This is a genomic window from Streptomyces sp. NPDC001728 (assembly GCF_040297565.1).
Classification (GTDB): Bacteria; Actinomycetota; Actinomycetes; order Streptomycetales; family Streptomycetaceae; genus Streptomyces.
This window is the reverse complement of sequence record NZ_JBEOZK010000003.1, coordinates 325,066-340,556: the sequence shown is the minus strand read 5'-3', so window position 1 is coordinate 340,556 and position 15,491 is coordinate 325,066. Positions and strand designations below refer to the sequence as shown.

The 15,491-nt window shown below is 72.5% G+C and carries 13 protein-coding genes; 5 read left to right on the top strand and 8 right to left on the bottom strand.

The window, feature by feature from the left end:
- Positions 1-96: 96 nt before the first annotated feature.
- Positions 97-1,362 (bottom strand): SWIM zinc finger family protein, encoded by a 1,266-nt coding sequence (locus tag ABT154_RS06960; protein WP_351853806.1) that lies wholly within the window; start codon positions 1,360-1,362, stop codon positions 97-99.
- Complete coding sequence (locus tag ABT154_RS06955; RefSeq protein ID WP_351853804.1) at positions 1,359-4,256, bottom strand: SCO1167/SCO6262 family helicase; 2,898 nt, start codon at positions 4,254-4,256, stop codon at positions 1,359-1,361. The genes ABT154_RS06960 and ABT154_RS06955 overlap by 4 nt, the downstream gene beginning before the upstream one ends.
- A 257-nt stretch (positions 4,257-4,513) precedes the next feature.
- On the opposite strand from ABT154_RS06955, the gene ABT154_RS06950 reads away from it, so the two are divergent.
- Positions 4,514-4,849: a hypothetical protein gene (locus ABT154_RS06950; RefSeq protein ID WP_351853801.1), complete on the top strand. Its 336-nt coding sequence runs from the start codon at positions 4,514-4,516 to the stop codon at positions 4,847-4,849.
- A gap of 134 nt (positions 4,850-4,983) precedes the next feature.
- A complete protein-coding gene (locus tag ABT154_RS06945; protein WP_351853799.1) occupies positions 4,984-5,253 on the top strand; it encodes a DUF6343 family protein in 270 nt (89 codons plus the stop codon).
- 52 nt (positions 5,254-5,305) lie between these two features.
- Here ABT154_RS06945 and ABT154_RS06940 read toward each other — a convergent pair whose 3' ends face one another.
- The 3 genes from ABT154_RS06940 to ABT154_RS06930 all read right to left on the bottom strand — a co-directional run bounded on the left by ABT154_RS06940 (position 5,306) and on the right by ABT154_RS06930 (position 7,337).
- Positions 5,306-5,674, bottom strand: a complete 369-nt coding sequence (locus tag ABT154_RS06940) for a tetratricopeptide repeat protein (protein ID WP_317877240.1) — start codon at positions 5,672-5,674, stop codon at positions 5,306-5,308.
- 87 nt (positions 5,675-5,761) lie between these two features.
- On the bottom strand, positions 5,762-6,367 hold the full coding sequence (gene coaE / locus ABT154_RS06935) for a dephospho-CoA kinase (protein WP_351853796.1): 606 nt from the start codon (positions 6,365-6,367) through the stop codon (positions 5,762-5,764).
- Between the two features lie 31 nt (positions 6,368-6,398).
- Positions 6,399-7,337, bottom strand: a complete 939-nt coding sequence (locus ABT154_RS06930) for a PAC2 family protein (protein ID WP_351853793.1) — start codon at positions 7,335-7,337, stop codon at positions 6,399-6,401.
- A 236-nt stretch (positions 7,338-7,573) separates the two neighbouring features.
- Between ABT154_RS06930 and ABT154_RS06925 the strand changes: the two genes are divergently transcribed.
- The gene (locus tag ABT154_RS06925; protein WP_351853791.1) at positions 7,574-8,542 is read left to right on the top strand and encodes a right-handed parallel beta-helix repeat-containing protein; all 969 of its coding nucleotides are present in this window, start codon (positions 7,574-7,576) and stop codon (positions 8,540-8,542) included.
- 112 nt (positions 8,543-8,654) lie between these two features.
- Here the strand turns inward: ABT154_RS06925 and rpsA are convergent, their stop codons facing one another.
- Positions 8,655-10,169, bottom strand: a complete 1,515-nt coding sequence (gene rpsA / locus ABT154_RS06920; RefSeq protein ID WP_148004571.1) for a 30S ribosomal protein S1 — start codon at positions 10,167-10,169, stop codon at positions 8,655-8,657.
- Between the two features lie 346 nt (positions 10,170-10,515).
- Between rpsA and ABT154_RS06915 the strand changes: the two genes are divergently transcribed.
- Both ABT154_RS06915 and ABT154_RS06910 read left to right on the top strand, forming a co-directional pair.
- Positions 10,516-11,355, top strand: coding sequence for a class I SAM-dependent methyltransferase (locus tag ABT154_RS06915; protein ID WP_351853788.1), 840 nt, complete (start codon positions 10,516-10,518; stop codon positions 11,353-11,355).
- 138 nt (positions 11,356-11,493) lie between these two features.
- A complete protein-coding gene (locus ABT154_RS06910) occupies positions 11,494-14,316 on the top strand; it encodes an ATP-dependent RNA helicase (RefSeq protein ID WP_351853786.1) in 2,823 nt (940 codons plus the stop codon).
- Here ABT154_RS06910 and pgfA read toward each other — a convergent pair.
- Both pgfA and ABT154_RS06900 read right to left on the bottom strand, forming a co-directional pair.
- The gene (gene pgfA / locus ABT154_RS06905) at positions 14,282-15,280 is read right to left on the bottom strand and encodes a cell envelope lipid trafficking protein PgfA (protein ID WP_351853783.1); all 999 of its coding nucleotides are present in this window, start codon (positions 15,278-15,280) and stop codon (positions 14,282-14,284) included. The two genes, ABT154_RS06910 and pgfA, sit on opposite strands and share 35 nt — an antisense overlap.
- Positions 15,281-15,289: 9 nt before the next feature.
- Complete coding sequence (locus ABT154_RS06900) at positions 15,290-15,430, bottom strand: SPW_0924 family protein (RefSeq protein ID WP_317878654.1); 141 nt, start codon at positions 15,428-15,430, stop codon at positions 15,290-15,292.
- Between the last annotated feature and the right edge of the window lie 61 nt (positions 15,431-15,491).

Sequence of the window (15,491 nt, the reverse complement as noted above, 5' to 3'; positions counted from 1 at the left end):
AGTGCCCGTACCGGAATCAACGCGACAAACGCGCCTCCCGGATCCGCCCATTGAGGGGTTTCACTCCAACGAGTGGGAATCCGTTCGAACGTTCCGTCAGTGCCCCAGAAGGTCGGTGAGGGCGCCGACCGGGTCCGGATCGGGGGCGCCGCGCGGCCACCAGTCCTCCCGTCCGGCGTCCGACTCGTACCCGTACCAGAGGCCGTCCCGGCCCAGACGGAGCTGGAGGGACTCGGTGGACAGCCGGTTGCGCCAGGGGCGGAAGGCGGGGAAGTCGGCGGCGATCAACGCGGGCCTTGCGCGGTCGAACGGGCCCGCCGGCGGATCCCAGGGCTCCTCCAGTACGGCGAGGCCGGCTGCGCCGCCCTGCCGCCAGGCGGCGACGGCGCGGGCGAGGTCCGTGGGCGTGCGGTCGAGCGCGTACGCCAGGTCCCGGTAGAGCGCGCGGGTCGAGGCGGTGAGTCCGGAGCCGGGGTGGGCGGCGGCCAGCCGGACGGCGTCCTGCCAGGGGGTGAGCGCGGCGACCGGGTCGTGGCCGGTGGCGAGGAAGGCGAGGGCCCGGGCGGCGGCCTCGGTGGCGAGCAGGTCGAGGGCGAGCGGATCGGGGGCGTCGGGATCGGGCGGGAAGACGGCGGGGCGGCCGGGACGGTCCGGGACGGGCAGCTCGGGCGGCAGCGGCAGCGCGGGCCCGGTGGCGCTGAGCACGGCACGGGCGGGGACGGTGGGCATCGGGGGCGCCGCGGCGGTGGTCTCGGCGGCGGACCTCGCGGCGTTGCGCCGGGTGAGTTCGGCGAGGAGTTCCTGCTCGCCACGGCCTCTCATCAGGAAGAGGACGAACGGGTCCTCGTCGAGGAGGCGCGCGGCCTGGTAGCAGAGGGCGGCGGCATGCTTGCAGGGGTAACCGTCGTCCGGGCAGGAGCAGTCGGGGACGAGGTCGCCGGGCGCGGGCAGCAGTCCGGTGACCGCCTCAAGGGCGTGCGGCACGTCCTTGTCGAGCAGGGCCGCGATGTGGTCGGGGCGGGCGGTGGCCTCGTCGAGGAACCGCTCCCAGCCGTCGTCGCCGAGGGTCCGCATCCTGATCTCGGTGCGGTACGGGCGGGGGCGGCTGCCGTGGACGTACGCGACGACCCGGCCGGGGGTGACGGTGATCGCGTCGACATGGCCACGGCCTGCGTACGCCTTGCCCCGGGCGAGGCGCGCCGGGTCGAGGGCGGCGTCCTCCAGGGCTTCCACCCACGCGTTCCCCCACCAGGTGGCGGCGAACCGCCCGTCGGGGGCCTCGCGGGGCGCGACCTGGGGGAAGCTGCGGCGGCGGTCGTCGTGGCGGGGGACGGCTCCGCGCGCGCCGCGTGCGCTGTTCACGAGGACCTCCTCAAGGACACCAGGTCGGCCAGCTCCCGGTCGGTCAGTTCGGTGAGGGCCGCCTCGCCCGAGCCGAGGACGGCGTCGGCGAGCGCCCGCTTGGCCCGGAGCATCTCGGCGATCCGGTCCTCGACGGTGCCCTCGGCGACGAGCCGGTGGACCTGCACCGGCTGGGTCTGCCCGATGCGGTAGGCCCGGTCGGTGGCCTGCTCCTCCACGGCGGGGTTCCACCAGCGGTCGTAGTGGACGACATGGCCGGCCCGGGTGAGGTTGAGGCCGGTGCCCGCCGCCTTCAGGGAGAGCAGGAAGACGGGCACCTCGCCCGCCTGGAAGTGGTCGACCATCCGCTCCCGCTCGGCCACCGGGGTGCCGCCGTGCAGGAGTTGGGCGGGGACGCCGCGCGCGGCCAGGTGGTCGGCGAGCAGCCGGGCCATCGACACGTACTGCGTGAAGACGAGCACCGATCCGTCCTCGGCGAGGATCGTGTCGAGCAGTTCGTCGAGCAGCGCGAGCTTCCCCGAGCGGCCGGCGAGCCGCGCGGTGCCGCTGCCGCGTGGCGCCTGTTCCTTCAGGTACTGCGCGGGATGGTTGCAGATCTGCTTGAGGGAGGTCAGCAGCTTCATGACGAGGCCGCGCCGGGCCATGCCCTCGGCCTCCTCGATCTGCCCCATGGCCTCCCGGACGACCGCCTCGTACAGCGAGGCCTGTTCCCGGGTGAGGGAGACGGGGTGGTCGGACTCGGTCTTGGGTGGCAGCTCGGGGACGATGCCGGGGTCGGACTTGCGGCGGCGCAGCAGGAAGGGCCGCACGAGCCGGGCGAGCCGCTCGACGGCCTCGGCGTGCTCGATCTCCTCGTGGTTCTCCACGGCGCGGGCGTGGCGCGCGCGGAAGGCCTTCAGCGGGCCGAGGAGGCCGGGGGTGGTCCAGTCGAGCAGCGCCCAGAGTTCGGAGAGGTTGTTCTCGACGGGGGTGCCGGTGAGGGCGACCCGGGCGGGCGCGGGGATCTCGCGCAGCGCCTTCGCGGTCGCGGAGAAGGGGTTCTTGACGTGCTGGGCCTCGTCGGCGACGACCATCCCCCATTCCCGCGCGGCGAGTTCGGCGGCGCTGGTGCGCAGGGTGCCGTAGGTGGTGAGGACGAAGCCGCCCTCGGCGCCCGCGAGATCGCGCTCGGCGCCGTGGAAGCGGCGTACGGGCACGTCGGGGGCGAACCTCCCCACTTCCCGCTGCCAGTTGCCGAGCAGGGAGGCGGGGCAGACGACGAGGGTGGGGGCGCGGCGAGCGCGGCGCAGATGGAGGGCGATCAGGGTGACGGTCTTGCCGAGGCCCATGTCGTCGGCGAGGCAGCCACCCAGGCCGAGCGAGGTCATCAGGTCGAGCCAGGCCAGACCGCGGAGCTGGTAGTCGCGGAGGGTGGCGGTCAGGCCGGGCGGGGGCTGTACGTCCTCGGGACCGGCGAGGAGCCGGTCGCGGAGCGTGGCGAGCGCCCCGACGGGGACGGCGGGCACGGTCTCGCCGTCCACCTCGGCGGTGCCGGTGAGGGCGACGGCGAGGGCGTCGACCGGTTCGAGCAGGCCGAGTTCCCGCTTGCGGGCCTTGCGGACGAGGGCCGGGTCGATGACGACCCACTGGTCGCGGAGCCGTACGACGGGCCGGTGCGCTTCGGCCAGGAGGTCCATCTCTCGGTCGGTGAGCGGATCGCCGTCGAGGGCGAGCTGCCAGTTGAACCGCAGCAGTTCCTCGCTGTCGAAGAAGGCGGTGCCGTCGGTCGCGGAGCCGGGCGCCGCCTGGGCGGGGCGCACGACGGCGGAGGCGCTGAGCGAGCGGGCGAGCTCGCGCGGCCAGTGGACGGCGACCCCGGCGTCGGCGAGGCGGGCGGCGGCCGGGCCGAGCAGTTCGTACAGCTCGTCCTCGGCGACGGCGAGGACGTCGGGCACGTCCCGCTCCAGGAGACGGGCGAGCGGGGGCCAGACGCGGGCGGCCCGGCGCAGGGCGAGGACGGCGTCGATCCGGGCGCGGGGGCCGAAGTGCTCGCCGTCCCCGGCCCACAGGGCGGTGGCGTCGATGACGAGGGTGGGGTCGGCGAGGCTGTGGATCTGGAGGATCGCGGCGGCGGCGTGCCGTCCGCGGTCAGCCCTTTCCCTCCGGTCGTCGCCCACCCGGTCGTCCGGGCCGGTACCGCCTCCGGTCGGGTCCTCCCCCGCGGCCGAGTCGAAGAGCTCCGACGCCGACAGGTCGAGGCGGAGCGAGACGCGGACGCCCGCGTCCATGCCTGCCGCCGCCTCGGCGGCCCAGGCCCGCGCGCGGGGCAGGTGCTGCGGGGCGCGTGCCGCGAACGGCGCCCCGACGGCGTACGCGGCTGCCGGGCTGCGGGGCAGGATGTCGGCGACCGCGTCGAGGAAGGCGCGCACCAGGGCCTCGGGGTCGGGCAGCCGCAGCGGTCCGCTCCCGGGGACGGGCACGGCGTGCGCCTCGTAGGGCAGGGCCGCGGCGACGGCCCGCAGATGGGCGATGTCGTCGGCGTCCAGCGGTCCGGCCCGCCAGGCGTCCAGGTCCTCGGGGGTCAGACCGGGCAGCAGCCGACCCCGTGCCAGGAGGTGCAGAGCGTGTAGGGCGGCGGCGCCCCAGCCGGCCGTGGCGGGGTGCGCGGCCGGATGGTGCCGGGCCTCGACGAGATGGGGCAGGGCGGCGTCGACGGGGAGTGTCAGGGCGGGCACGGTAAGGCTTCGGGCCCCGCCGCCGTGCCGCCGGACCACGGTCAGCTCGACGCGCTCCGCGCCGCTGTCCGCCGGGTCCGGGAGGGCCGCGCCGTCGGGTGCCCAGAACGCGACCCGCCCCTCGCGGGGCAGGGCGGCGGGCAGGAAGACGGCGGCGCTGCCGATCCAGGTGTGTGCCACTGCTTCGCTCTCCTTCCCGCCGGACGGGTTCGATCGGGTGGCGGAAGCCCGTACGGCGGAACTTCCGACTGGACCTCCGACCTTACGGGTGAGGTCTGACAACGCCCGCCAGGCGGGGTCGCCCGAGCGGCCCAGCCCCGGATGACAGCGGACTCCGGGGGCGGAAGGGTGGCGAGCAGCGCGTCGACCGTGCCAGGGACCGGCCGCGCCGGAGCTCCGCCACGACCGAGATCGACCACGACAGAAGAGGATCCGCCATGTCCGTACGCCGGCGTCTCACGACCGCCACCGGGGCCGTGCTGCTCACCCTCGCCGTCGCCGGTTGTTCGGGCCTGGGCCGCACCGCCGTGGGCACACTCTCCTACGAGACGCAGCGCGAGCTGGCGGTGACCTTGACGAGCCCCTCGGTGAGGGGCTGCCACCGCCTCGCGCCCAGCGGTGTGACCACCGTCGTGAACAACACCCTGGTCGACGTCGTGATGTACCGGACGCGCGACTGCAAGGGCGAGAACTCCATCTACGTCCCCACCAACAGCTCCAACCGGATCGCGCCGGGCACCCTGCCGTGGCGCAGCTACAGCGTCATCCACTAGCCACGACACGGCGCCGCTCCCGGGCGTCCGTCCTCGCCGGGACCGGCCGGTCCCGGCGCCGGTTCCCTTCCCCGGCCATCGGGTCCATCCTGGAAGTGCCCTTCCATGGGCTCCGACGGGAGACGGTGACCGTCATGCGGACCGGGAACGAACCGGCGAACGCGCGCAGCGCCCTGCGTCTGAGGTTCTGGCTGAGTGTGTGGGGGCTGCTCTGGGCGGCCTTCGGCACGACCGTGTTCTCGCTTCTCGACCGCGTCGGCTGGGCCACGGCCTGCGGTGTGCTGTTCCTGGTGGTCCTGGTCGACATGACGATGGTGCTGCACCACATCCACCAGGGTCCGCACTGGCAGCCGGGCCGGAACGTCCCCCCGTACGAACCCGACCACGGCGGCACCCGCCGCTGAGAGCCGTTGTGGCGTGCCGAGGCCCGCGCTCCGCGTCAACGGCCGGCCGCGCCTACTTCTCCGAGTCGAAGCCCGCCGCCTGGAGGTACTCCGGCTTGGGGTCGAGCGCGGCGGCGAGCCGGAAGTGCCGGGTGGCCTGGGCGGTCAGGCCGGAGCGCTCGAAGGTGCGGGCGAGCGCGAAGTGCGCGAACGCGTTGTCCGGCTCGCGCTCCAGGACCAGTTCGAATTCCAGCTGGGCGGGACGCAGCTGCGCGGCGGCGAAGAACGCCCGGGCGCGCAACAGCCGGGCGGCCGTGTTCTCGGGATGGGCGGCGATCACCGAGTCCAGCAGCTTGACGGCGCCCCGAGGGTCCCGCGCGGCCAGCAGGTGCTCGGCGGCGCGGAAATCGATGACGTGCGTTTCCGGGTTTCTGTCGGCCACCATGGCATCCTTCCCCTCGATCCGGTGGTTGAACACCGGACCCGGCACCCTCATTCCGCCGCCGGGCAGGCCGCTCCCCAGCGGCTCCTAGGCGGTGCCGGCCGCTCTGCTCTCCAGCTCCTCCCACACCTTCCGCACCTGCGGTTCCAGCGCGTCGAGCGGCCCGTCGTTGTCGATGACCACGTCCGCCACCTCCAGCCGCCGCGCACGCGTGACCTGGGCCGCCATCCGGTTGCGCGCCTCGGACTCGGCCATGCCCCGGAGCCGTACGAGCCGGTCGAGCTGGGTCTCGGGGGACGCGTCGACGACCACGACCAGGTCGTACAGGGGTGCGAGGCCGTTCTCGGCGAGCAGGGGTACGTCGTGGACGACGACGTCTCCGCTCCCCGCCCGGCCCTCCAGCTCCGCCGACCGGGCCCCGACCAGGGGGTGCACGATGGCGTTGAGGGTGGCGAGGCGGTCGGGGTCGGCGAACACGATGGAGCCGAGCTTCGGCCGGTCGAGCGCCCCTTCCCCGGTGAGTACGCCGTCCCCGAAGGCCTCGACGACGGCCGCGAGCCCCGGCGTACCGGGTTCGACGACCTCGCGGGCGATCCGGTCCGCATCGATCAGCACGGCCCCGTACGAAACGAGCAGCCGTGACACTTCGCTCTTGCCGGCGCCGATCCCGCCGGTCAGGCCCACCTTCAGCATGAGCGGCAGCTTAGGGCCTGCCCCGGCGTGGCTAGGCGTCGCCCTCGCGCTCCGCGAGGAAACGCTCGAACTCACGGCCGAGCTCGTCCGCCGACGGCAGGTCGACCGGCTCCGCGACCAGGCTGCCGCGGGTCTCGGCCCCGGCCACCGCGTCGTACTGGTGCTCAAGGCCCTGCACGAGCGCGACCAGTTCCTCGTCGCCCTCGCCGATCTGGCGGTCGATCTCGGTCTGGGTGCGGCGGGCCTCGGTCCGCAGGGAGTGGGCGACCCCGGGGAGGACGAGGCCGGTGGCGGCGGTGACGGCCTCCAGGGCGGTCAGGGCCGCGTCCGGGTACGGGGATCGCGCGACGTAGTGCGGGACGTGCGCGGCCACACCGAGGGTGTCGTGACCGGACTCGGTCAGCCGGTACTCGACGAGGGACTCGGCGCTGCCGGGCACCTGGGCCTCGTCGAAGGGGCTGCGGTGGCCGGGCATGAGGTCGGTGCGGCTGCCGTGCGGGGTGAGTCCCACGGGGCGGGTGTGCGGCACGCCCATCGGGATGCCGTGGAAGTTCACGGAGAGGCGCACACCGAGACGCTCGATGATCTGCCGGACGGCGGCGGCGAACCGCTCCCACTCCACGTCGGGCTCGGGGCCTGACAGTAGGAGGAAGGGGGCTCCGGTGGCGTCCTGGACGAGGCGGACCTCGATGGACGGCGTCTCGTACGCGGTCCAGCGGTCACGCCGGAAGGTGAGCAGCGGGCGGCGGGCGCGGTAGTCCACGAGCCGGTCGTGGTCGAAGCGGGCCACCAGCTGGTGGGGCAGGGTGTCGAGCAGTCCCTCGATGATCTGCTCGCCGGTCTCGCCCGCGTCGATGTAGCCCTCGAAGTGGTAGAGCATGACCAGCCCGGCCGACTCCTGCGCCAGGGCCAGATCGACGACCGCCAGGCCCTTCGCGTCCCATTCGTACAAATCCTGGGGATCAAGCACGATTACCGCTCCTCCTCGTGTTCTCACTGAAAACGTCTCGCGCCTCGCGACCATTCCCGTGACGCGCCGCCTTCCGGCGGGCGGTCCTCCGGCCGTGACCCCGCGAACTCCGGCCACTGGTCCAGACCTTGACACGTCCAGCACCACTCCCTACCGTCTCGGGACAGCATCGCGTTCAGCATTTCGACCATCGTGCACATACAGGAACTCCCCCACTCCGCACGGAAGGCATCCCCATGCGCACCCGGACGCTGCTCCTCCCCCTGATCCCGGCGCTCCTCGCCGTCCCCCTCGCCACCGCCCCGGCCTCCGCCACCCTCACCTCCACCTTCGCCGCGACCGTCGAGGTCTCGACGGCGGCGCAGCTGAAGACCGCGCTCACCCATGCCCGCCCCGGCGACACGATCCACCTCGCGGACGGCACGTACACGGGGAACTTCAAGGCCACGGCCCAGGGCACCTCCTCGGCCCGGATCACCCTGACCGGCTCCTCGCGCGCGGTGCTGACCGCCGGCGGCGGCTACGGGCTGCATCTGAACGGCGCCTCGTACTGGACGGTCGAGGGCCTCACGGTGAGGGGCGGCCAGAAGGGGATCATGGCCGACGCCGCGGAGAGCGTGGTGATCGACGGGGTGACCGTGCACGACCTGGACATGGAGGGCGTGCACTTCCGCAACTCCAGCAGGAACGGGGTGATCAGGAACTCGCGGATCTACGACACCGGGAACGACGGCCGGGGCATGGGCGAGGGGGTGTACGTCGGCACCGCCAACACGCTCGCCGACCGCAGCGACAACGCGCAGATCCTGAACAACGTCATCGGTCCGGGCGTCGGCGGCGAGAGCGTCGACATCAAGGAGGGTACGACCGGGGCGCGGATCGTCGGCAACACCTTCGACGGGCGCGGGCTGACCGGCGCCAACTACGACGACTCCTGGGTCGACGTGAAGGGCAACAACGTCCTCATCGAGAACAACACCGGAGTGAACACGACCAACAACGGCTACGAGACCCACACCCAGCAGAGCGGCTGGGGCTGCGGGACCGTCTTCCGCGGCAACCGCTCGGATCTGACCGGGGCCACCGGAGCGCAGCGGCTGGCGATCAACGTCACCAACCGGAGCGGGAGCTGTGCGACCACGGTGTACGCCTCGAACACGGTGACCGGCGGGAACGGCCTGACGAACATCCCCGTCACGCCCTGATCCGAAGGACGGTCTCCGCCGGGGAACAGCGCCGGAACATGACCGAGGCCCGCTTCCCCGAAGGGAAGCGGGCCTCGATTCGCTAGCGGCTAGCGCTCAGCGGAGAGCCTGTTCAGCTCTGGCCGCCGGCCAGCTTCTCGCGCAGGGCGGCAAGCGCCTCGTCCGACGCCAGGGCGCCGGAGTTGTCGTCCGACTCCGAGGAGTACGAACCACCCGAGATGCCCGCACCGGCGTTGCCACCGGCGGCCGGGGCGGCAGCGCCCTCGGCAGCAGCGGCCTCGTCGGCCTCGCGGGACTTGATGACCTGAGCCTGGTGCTGCTCGAAGCGAGTCTGCGCCTCGGCGTACTGGGTCTCCCAGGCCTCGCGCTGGGTCTCGAAGCCCTCGAGCCAGTCGTTGGTCTCGGGGTCGAAGCCCTCGGGGTAGATGTAGTTGCCCTGGTCGTCGTACGACGCGGCCATGCCGTACAGGGTCGGGTCGAACTCGACCGAGGCCGGGTCGGCACCGAAGGACTCGTTGGCCTGCTTCAGCGAGAGGCTGATGCGACGACGCTCGAGGTCGATGTCGATGACCTTGACGAAGATCTCGTCGTTGACCTGGACGACCTGCTCCGGGATCTCCACGTGGCGCTCGGCCAGCTCGGAGATGTGGACCAGACCCTCGATGCCCTCGTCCACGCGGACGAACGCACCGAACGGAACCAGCTTGGTGACCTTACCCGGGACGACCTGACCGATCTGGTGGGTCCGGGCGAACTGCTGCCACGGGTCCTCCTGCGTCGCCTTCAGCGACAGGGAGACACGCTCGCGGTCCATGTCCACGTCGAGAACCTCGACGGTGACCTCCTGGCCGACCTCGACAACCTCGGACGGGTGGTCGATGTGCTTCCAGGACAGCTCGGAGACGTGCACGAGACCGTCGACGCCACCCAGGTCCACGAAGGCACCGAAGTTGACGATCGAGGAAACGACGCCGGAGCGGACCTGACCCTTCTGCAGGGTGGTGAGGAACGTCTGGCGAACCTCGGACTGGGTCTGCTCGAGCCAGGCGCGGCGGGACAGGACCACGTTGTTGCGGTTCTTGTCCAGCTCGATGATCTTCGCCTCGAGCTCCTTGCCCACGTAGGGCTGGAGGTCGCGGACGCGACGCATCTCGACGAGGGAGGCCGGCAGGAAGCCACGGAGGCCGATGTCGAGGATGAGACCACCCTTGACGACCTCGATGACGGTACCGGTGACGATGCCGTCTTCTTCCTTGATCTTCTCGATCGTGCCCCAGGCACGCTCGTACTGAGCGCGCTTCTTGGACAGGATCAGGCGGCCTTCCTTGTCCTCCTTCTGGAGAACCAGGGCCTCGATCTCGTCGCCGACCTTGACGACCTCGTTCGGGTCGACATCGTGCTTGATCGAGAGCTCACGGCTCGGGATCACGCCTTCGGTCTTGTAACCGATGTCGAGCAGGACCTCGTCCCGGTCGACCTTCACGATGACGCCGTCGACGATGTCGCCGTCGTTGAAGTACTTGATCGTCTCGTCGATCGCGGCGAGGAAGGCTTCCTCGTTACCGATGTCGTTGACCGCAACCTGCGGGGTGGTGCTGGTGGCGGTGGTCTCGGTGCTGCTCGTCATGTGGGAAAGGGCTCCGGTTACGGACAGAAAGTCGTAGGTACTGCTACGCCGAGAGCCCGTATCGCACCAAGAAGCCGGACAGCCAATGAAGCAGCCTTCCCGAGGACGGGAGGAGCCTCGAAAACCGAGGGGACATACAACAGGTACGAGCGCGGCCTGCTCCGTCTGAGGCGCGCAGGCCCGCAGCGCAACCTTTAGCATACGGGGGCGGCCGGACAGGGTCAATGCGCGAAGCGCACACCCGGGGCAGATCCCCTCAACTCCGGCACCAACTTGTGTCCTTCCACGCCTCATCGGCGGGATCCGCGCACAGCGGCACTGAGCGCAAACTACATCGGCGGGCGAGATGAACCAAGAGTACGAACACGAAGTCCCCTCCGACTCGGCCGAGGACGAGGCGGAGGCGACCCGGCGTGACGCGGGGGACGCGGAGAGCAGCCGGGCCAGCCGTGGCTGGTGGGACAGGAACGCCGACGAGTACCAGAGCGACCACGGATCGTTCCTGGGCGACGACCGGTTCGTCTGGGGTCCGGAGGGGCTCGACGAGGCGGAGGCCGGCCTCCTCGGGCCGGCCGCGTCACTGAAGGGCCTCGACGTCCTGGAGATCGGCGCGGGCGCGGCCCAGTGCTCGCGGTGGCTGGCGGCGCAGGGGGCGCGGCCGGTGGCCCTCGACCTCTCGCACCGGCAGCTCCAGCACGCGCTGCGGATCGGCGGGGAGGTGCCGCTCGTGGAGGGCGACGCGGGGGCGCTGCCCTTCCGGGACGCCTCCTTCGACCTGGCGTGCTCGGCGTACGGCGCGGTGCCGTTCGTCGCCGACCCGGTGCGGGTGTTCCGTGAGGTGCGGCGGGTGCTGCGGCCGGGCAGCCGGTGGGTCTTCTCGGTGACCCACCCGATCCGCTGGGCGTTCCCGGACGAGCCGGGCCCCGAGGGCCTTTCGGTCGCGGCCTCCTATTTCGACCGCACCCCTTATGTGGAGCAGGACGAGCAGGGGCGGGCTGTGTACGTGGAGCACCACCGGACGATCGGCGACCGGGTGCGGGACGTGGTGGCCGGCGGCTTCCGGCTGGTGGACCTGGTCGAGCCGGAGTGGCCGGCGTGGAACAGCCAGGAGTGGGGCGGCTGGTCCCCGCTGCGGGGGAACCTGATCCCGGGAACGGCGATCTTCGTCTGCGAGCGCGCGGAGTAGCGGTGGGGTAGTCGTACGGCCGGGACGCGGCCGTACGGCACCGGCGCACCCATCTGAATCGTTACGCTTTTCGTACTTATAGGTGGGTCCTGTGGACAACGGGGCCCACCTTTTTTCTTCGCGTACGAGACTGAGTGCGTGATCCGAAATGACGCACTCGACCGTCTCCCCGTCCGCCATGCCGTCCCCGAGCTGCTCGACGCGCTCGACCGGCGCGGTACGGCCGTGCTTTCCGCGCCTCCCGGCACGGGCAAGACGACCCTGGTGCCGCTCGCGCTCGCGGGCCTCATAGGGGAGGGACCGGGGCGGCGGGTCCTGGTGGCCGAGCCGCGCCGGATGGCGGTGCGGGCGGCGGCGCGCCGGATGGCGTGGCTGCTGGGCGAGGAGGTCGGCGGCACGGTCGGCTTCTCCGTGCGCGGCGAGCGCCGGACCGGGCCCGCGACCAGGGTCGAGGTGGTGACCACGGGCATCCTGCTCCAGCGGCTCCAGCGGGACCCCGAGCTGGCGGGCGTGGACGTGGTCCTGCTCGACGAGTGCCATGAACGGCATCTGGACGCCGACACGGCGATGGCCTTCCTCGTGGACGTGCGGGCCACGCTGCGGCCGGAGCTGGCACTGATCGCCGCCTCGGCGACGAGCGACGCGGTGGCCTGGGCGGATCTGCTCACGGTCCTGGAGGGTTCGGGCCCGGCGCCGGTGGTGTGGAGCAAGGGCGAGGGTCACGGCTGCCGGGTCCACTACGCGGCTCCGCCCGCCGGCATCCGGCCCGCGCACGGCACCTGGGTGGACCCGGCGCTGCTGCGGCACGTCGCCGCGACGGTCCGGCTGGCGATGGAGCGGCACGAGGGGGACGTCCTCTGTTTCCTTCCGGGTACGGGGGAGATCGCCCGGACGGCCGGACTGCTGGCCGGCGTCGACGCGGAGGTGCTCCAACTGCACGGGCGGGCCGCCGCGCCAATACAGGACGCGGTGCTGCGCGGCACCGAACCCGGCGGTGGGCGCAGGGTGGTGCTCACGACCTCGGTGGCCGAGTCGAGCCTGACGGTGCCGGGGGTGCGGATCGTCGTGGACTCGGGGCTGGCGCGGGAGCCGCGGACGGACCACGCCAGGGGGCTGGGCTCGCTGGCGACGGTGACGGTCTCCGAGGCGACAGCGACCCAGCGCCTGGGCAGGGCGGGCCGTGAGGCCTTCGGGCAGGTGTACCGGTGCTGGGACGAGGCGAACGACGGGGGCAGGCCGCGGTTCCCGTCTCCGGAGATCAAGGTCGCCGACCTGGCGGACTTCGCCCTCCGGGTCGCCTGCTGGGGCGATCCGACGGCGCGGGGGCTCGCCCTGCTCGACCCGCCGCCCGCCGGGGCGATGGCGGCGGCGCGCTCGGTCCTCGGGTCGATCGGCGCCGTGGACGCGGCGGGCCGGGCCACCGTGCGCGGGGTACGCATGTCCCGTCTGGGGCTCCACCCCCGGCTGGGGCGCGCGCTTCTGGACGGCGCGCCGGAGGTCGGGGCACGGCGGGCGGCGGAGGTGGTGGCACTGCTCAGCGAGGAACCGCCGCGCGACTACGGGGACGACCTGGCGGCGGCCTGGCGGACGGCCCGCCGGGGCGCCGACGGATACGGCGCCCGCTGGAGGACGGAGGCGCGCCGCCTGGAGCGCTCGGCCGGGGAGGCGACGGGCGGAGCGGGAGCGGGCGGTACGAGGAAGGAGGGTGTCGGGCCCGGCGGTGGGGGACGGGACGGTGCGGGCACGGCCGGTGCGGAGAGGGGCGGTGCTGGTACTGGCGGTGCTCGTACTGGCGGTGCCGGCACTGGCGGTGCCGGTTCTGGCGGTGCCGGTTCTGGCGGTGCCGGTTCTGGCGGTGCCGGTTCTGGCGATGCTGGTTCTGGCGGTGCGGGAGGGGGCGACGCCGGGAAGGGGGCGGTGTCGGCCTGGGTGCCCGGCGCGGTGGCGGGGGGTGTGGTCGGGGACGACGCGGTGGTCGGGCTGGTGACGGCGCTGGCCTTTCCCGAGCGGGTGGCTCGGGCCCGGGAGCAGGGCGGGTATCTGATGGTGTCGGGGAGCGGGGCCCGGCTCGCCGAGGGCTCCGCGCTGCGGACCTCCCCCTGGCTGGCCGTGGCGGTGGCGGACCGTACGGCGCGGGACGCGACGGCCCGGGTGCGTCTGGCGGCCGTGGTGGACGGGGAGATGGCCCGGTGGGCGGCGGGGCACCTGCGCTCCACCGGTGAGGAGGTGCACTGGGAGGAGGGAGACGTGGTCGCCCGCTCGGTCGACCGGCTGGGAGCGGTCGAGCTGACGGTCCGTCCGCTGGGGGCGAAGGCCGATCCGGCGCTCGTGAGGGAGGCACTGCTCGACGGTCTGCGGCGGGAGGGGCTCGGGCTGCTGCGGTGGAGCCGGGAGGCCGGGGAACTGCGCGAGCGGCTGGCCTTCCTGCACCGGGAGCTGGGTGAGCCCTGGCCGGACATGGCGGACGGGACGCTGGTCGACCGGGCCGGGGAGTGGCTGGAGCCGGAGCTCTCCCGGGCCGCGCGGCGCGCCGATCTGGGGCGGATCGACGCCGGGGAGACCCTGCGGCGGCTGTTGCCGTGGGCGTCGGGCGAGGCGGGCCGGCTGGGCGAGCTCGCACCGGAGCGGATCGAGGTGCCGAGCGGTTCGAGGATCCGGGTCGAGTACGGGGGTGAGCGGCCGGTGCTCGCGGTGAAGCTCCAGGAGATGTTCGGGCTGGCCGAGACGCCCCGGGTGGCGGGGGTCCCGGTCCTTGTCCATCTTCTCTCCCCCGCCGGACGGCCGGCGGCCGTGACCGCCGACCTGGCGTCGTTCTGGAGGGACGGCTACCGCGCGGTGCGGGCGGAGCTGAGGGGGCGGTACCCGAAGCACCCGTGGCCGGAGGACCCCGCGACGGCGGAGCCGACCCGGCACACGAGCGCGCGGCTCAGACGGGAGGGGCGACCGGGGCCCCGGTCGTGAAGGTGTCGGTGGGCGCGTCGTCGGCCGGACGGCGGGAGCGGGCTTCGAGCCAGAGGGAGAGGGCGAGGAGAAGGAGAGCCAGGACGGTGAAGCTCCAGGGCAGGTAGGAGACGAGCATCAGCACCATCAGACGGTTGGAGGAGACCATGTCGCCGATGCTCTTGAGGTAGTCCTCGCGCATCTTCACGTGCCCCTCGAAGACCGTGAGGGTGTCCTGGCCCATCAGCGTCTTGGCGTTGCGGAGCTCCTCCTTGTGGATCTCCTCGCCGTTGACGGGGGCGCCGGTGACCGGCTCGATCCAGAACATCCGCTTGGTCGAGTACCAGCGGGTGAGACCGGATTCGGTGATGACCTCCGGCGGGATCTTCACCGGCATGGTCTTGGGCATGGGGACCTGGGTCCACGGAATGGTCTGCTCGAAGTAGTAGACCTCCATGCCCCGGAAGGTGCGGGTGCCCACGAAGTGGATGGGGGCCGAGGTGCGGGTCTGGGCGTCGAAGTACTGGTAGTCACGCTTCTCGGTGAGGAAGGGGAACTTGAACTCGATGCCCTCGCGCCGGACGGCGTCGCCGTCGACGGATTCGCCGGTGACGTGGACGGGGTCCTGGGAGTGGGCGTCGAAGATGTACCGCTCGGGGACCTTGGAGACCATCTTCCCGTCGGGGCCCATGACGTAGGCGAGGGCGTCCCAGACGACGACGTCCCGGCCGGCGTCCCGCTCGATGCGTCGCGACTCCTCCACGTTGCCCTTGAGGGTCTGGACGATCGTGATCTTGTCGACCTGCTCCGACTTGAGCGTGGAGTAGTTGAGGAGGGTCGCGGGCTTCGCCTCCAGGACGGTCTCCTGGTACTGGTTCGACGGGATCTTCGCCAGCCTGGGGAAGGCGTACCAGCGCAGGGTCGGGGCCATCGCGGCGCAGAAGACGGCGAGGGAGAGCAGGACGAGACTGGCTCGGCGGCGCACGGTCGCCCCCTACTTCTTGGGGCCGGGATCGGCGGTCAGCAGGGGCTTGGGCGAGGTGGGGCCGTCGGGCGGCAGATCGACCACCGAGATGAGCAGGACGAAGAGGAGGACTGGTGCGAGTCCGATGGCGGCGGCGACGAGGGCACGCATGGTCGGCCTCCCGGTATGCGATCTGATGAGTCGTCAGGGCGGGGGCACCGTAGCAACGTGA

Coding starts and splice junctions, on each gene's coding strand:
- ABT154_RS06950 (WP_351853801.1), top strand. CDS start 4,514: ATGTCCGTACGCCGGCGTCTCACGACCGCCACCGGGGCCGTGCTGCTC.
- ABT154_RS06945 (WP_351853799.1), top strand. CDS start 4,984: ATGCGGACCGGGAACGAACCGGCGAACGCGCGCAGCGCCCTGCGTCTG.
- coaE (WP_351853796.1), bottom strand. CDS start 6,367: ATGCTGAAGGTGGGCCTGACCGGCGGGATCGGCGCCGGCAAGAGCGAA.
- ABT154_RS06925 (WP_351853791.1), top strand. CDS start 7,574: ATGCGCACCCGGACGCTGCTCCTCCCCCTGATCCCGGCGCTCCTCGCC.
- rpsA (WP_148004571.1), bottom strand. CDS start 10,169: ATGACGAGCAGCACCGAGACCACCGCCACCAGCACCACCCCGCAGGTT.
- ABT154_RS06915 (WP_351853788.1), top strand. CDS start 10,516: ATGAACCAAGAGTACGAACACGAAGTCCCCTCCGACTCGGCCGAGGAC.
- ABT154_RS06900 (WP_317878654.1), bottom strand. CDS start 15,430: ATGCGTGCCCTCGTCGCCGCCGCCATCGGACTCGCACCAGTCCTCCTC.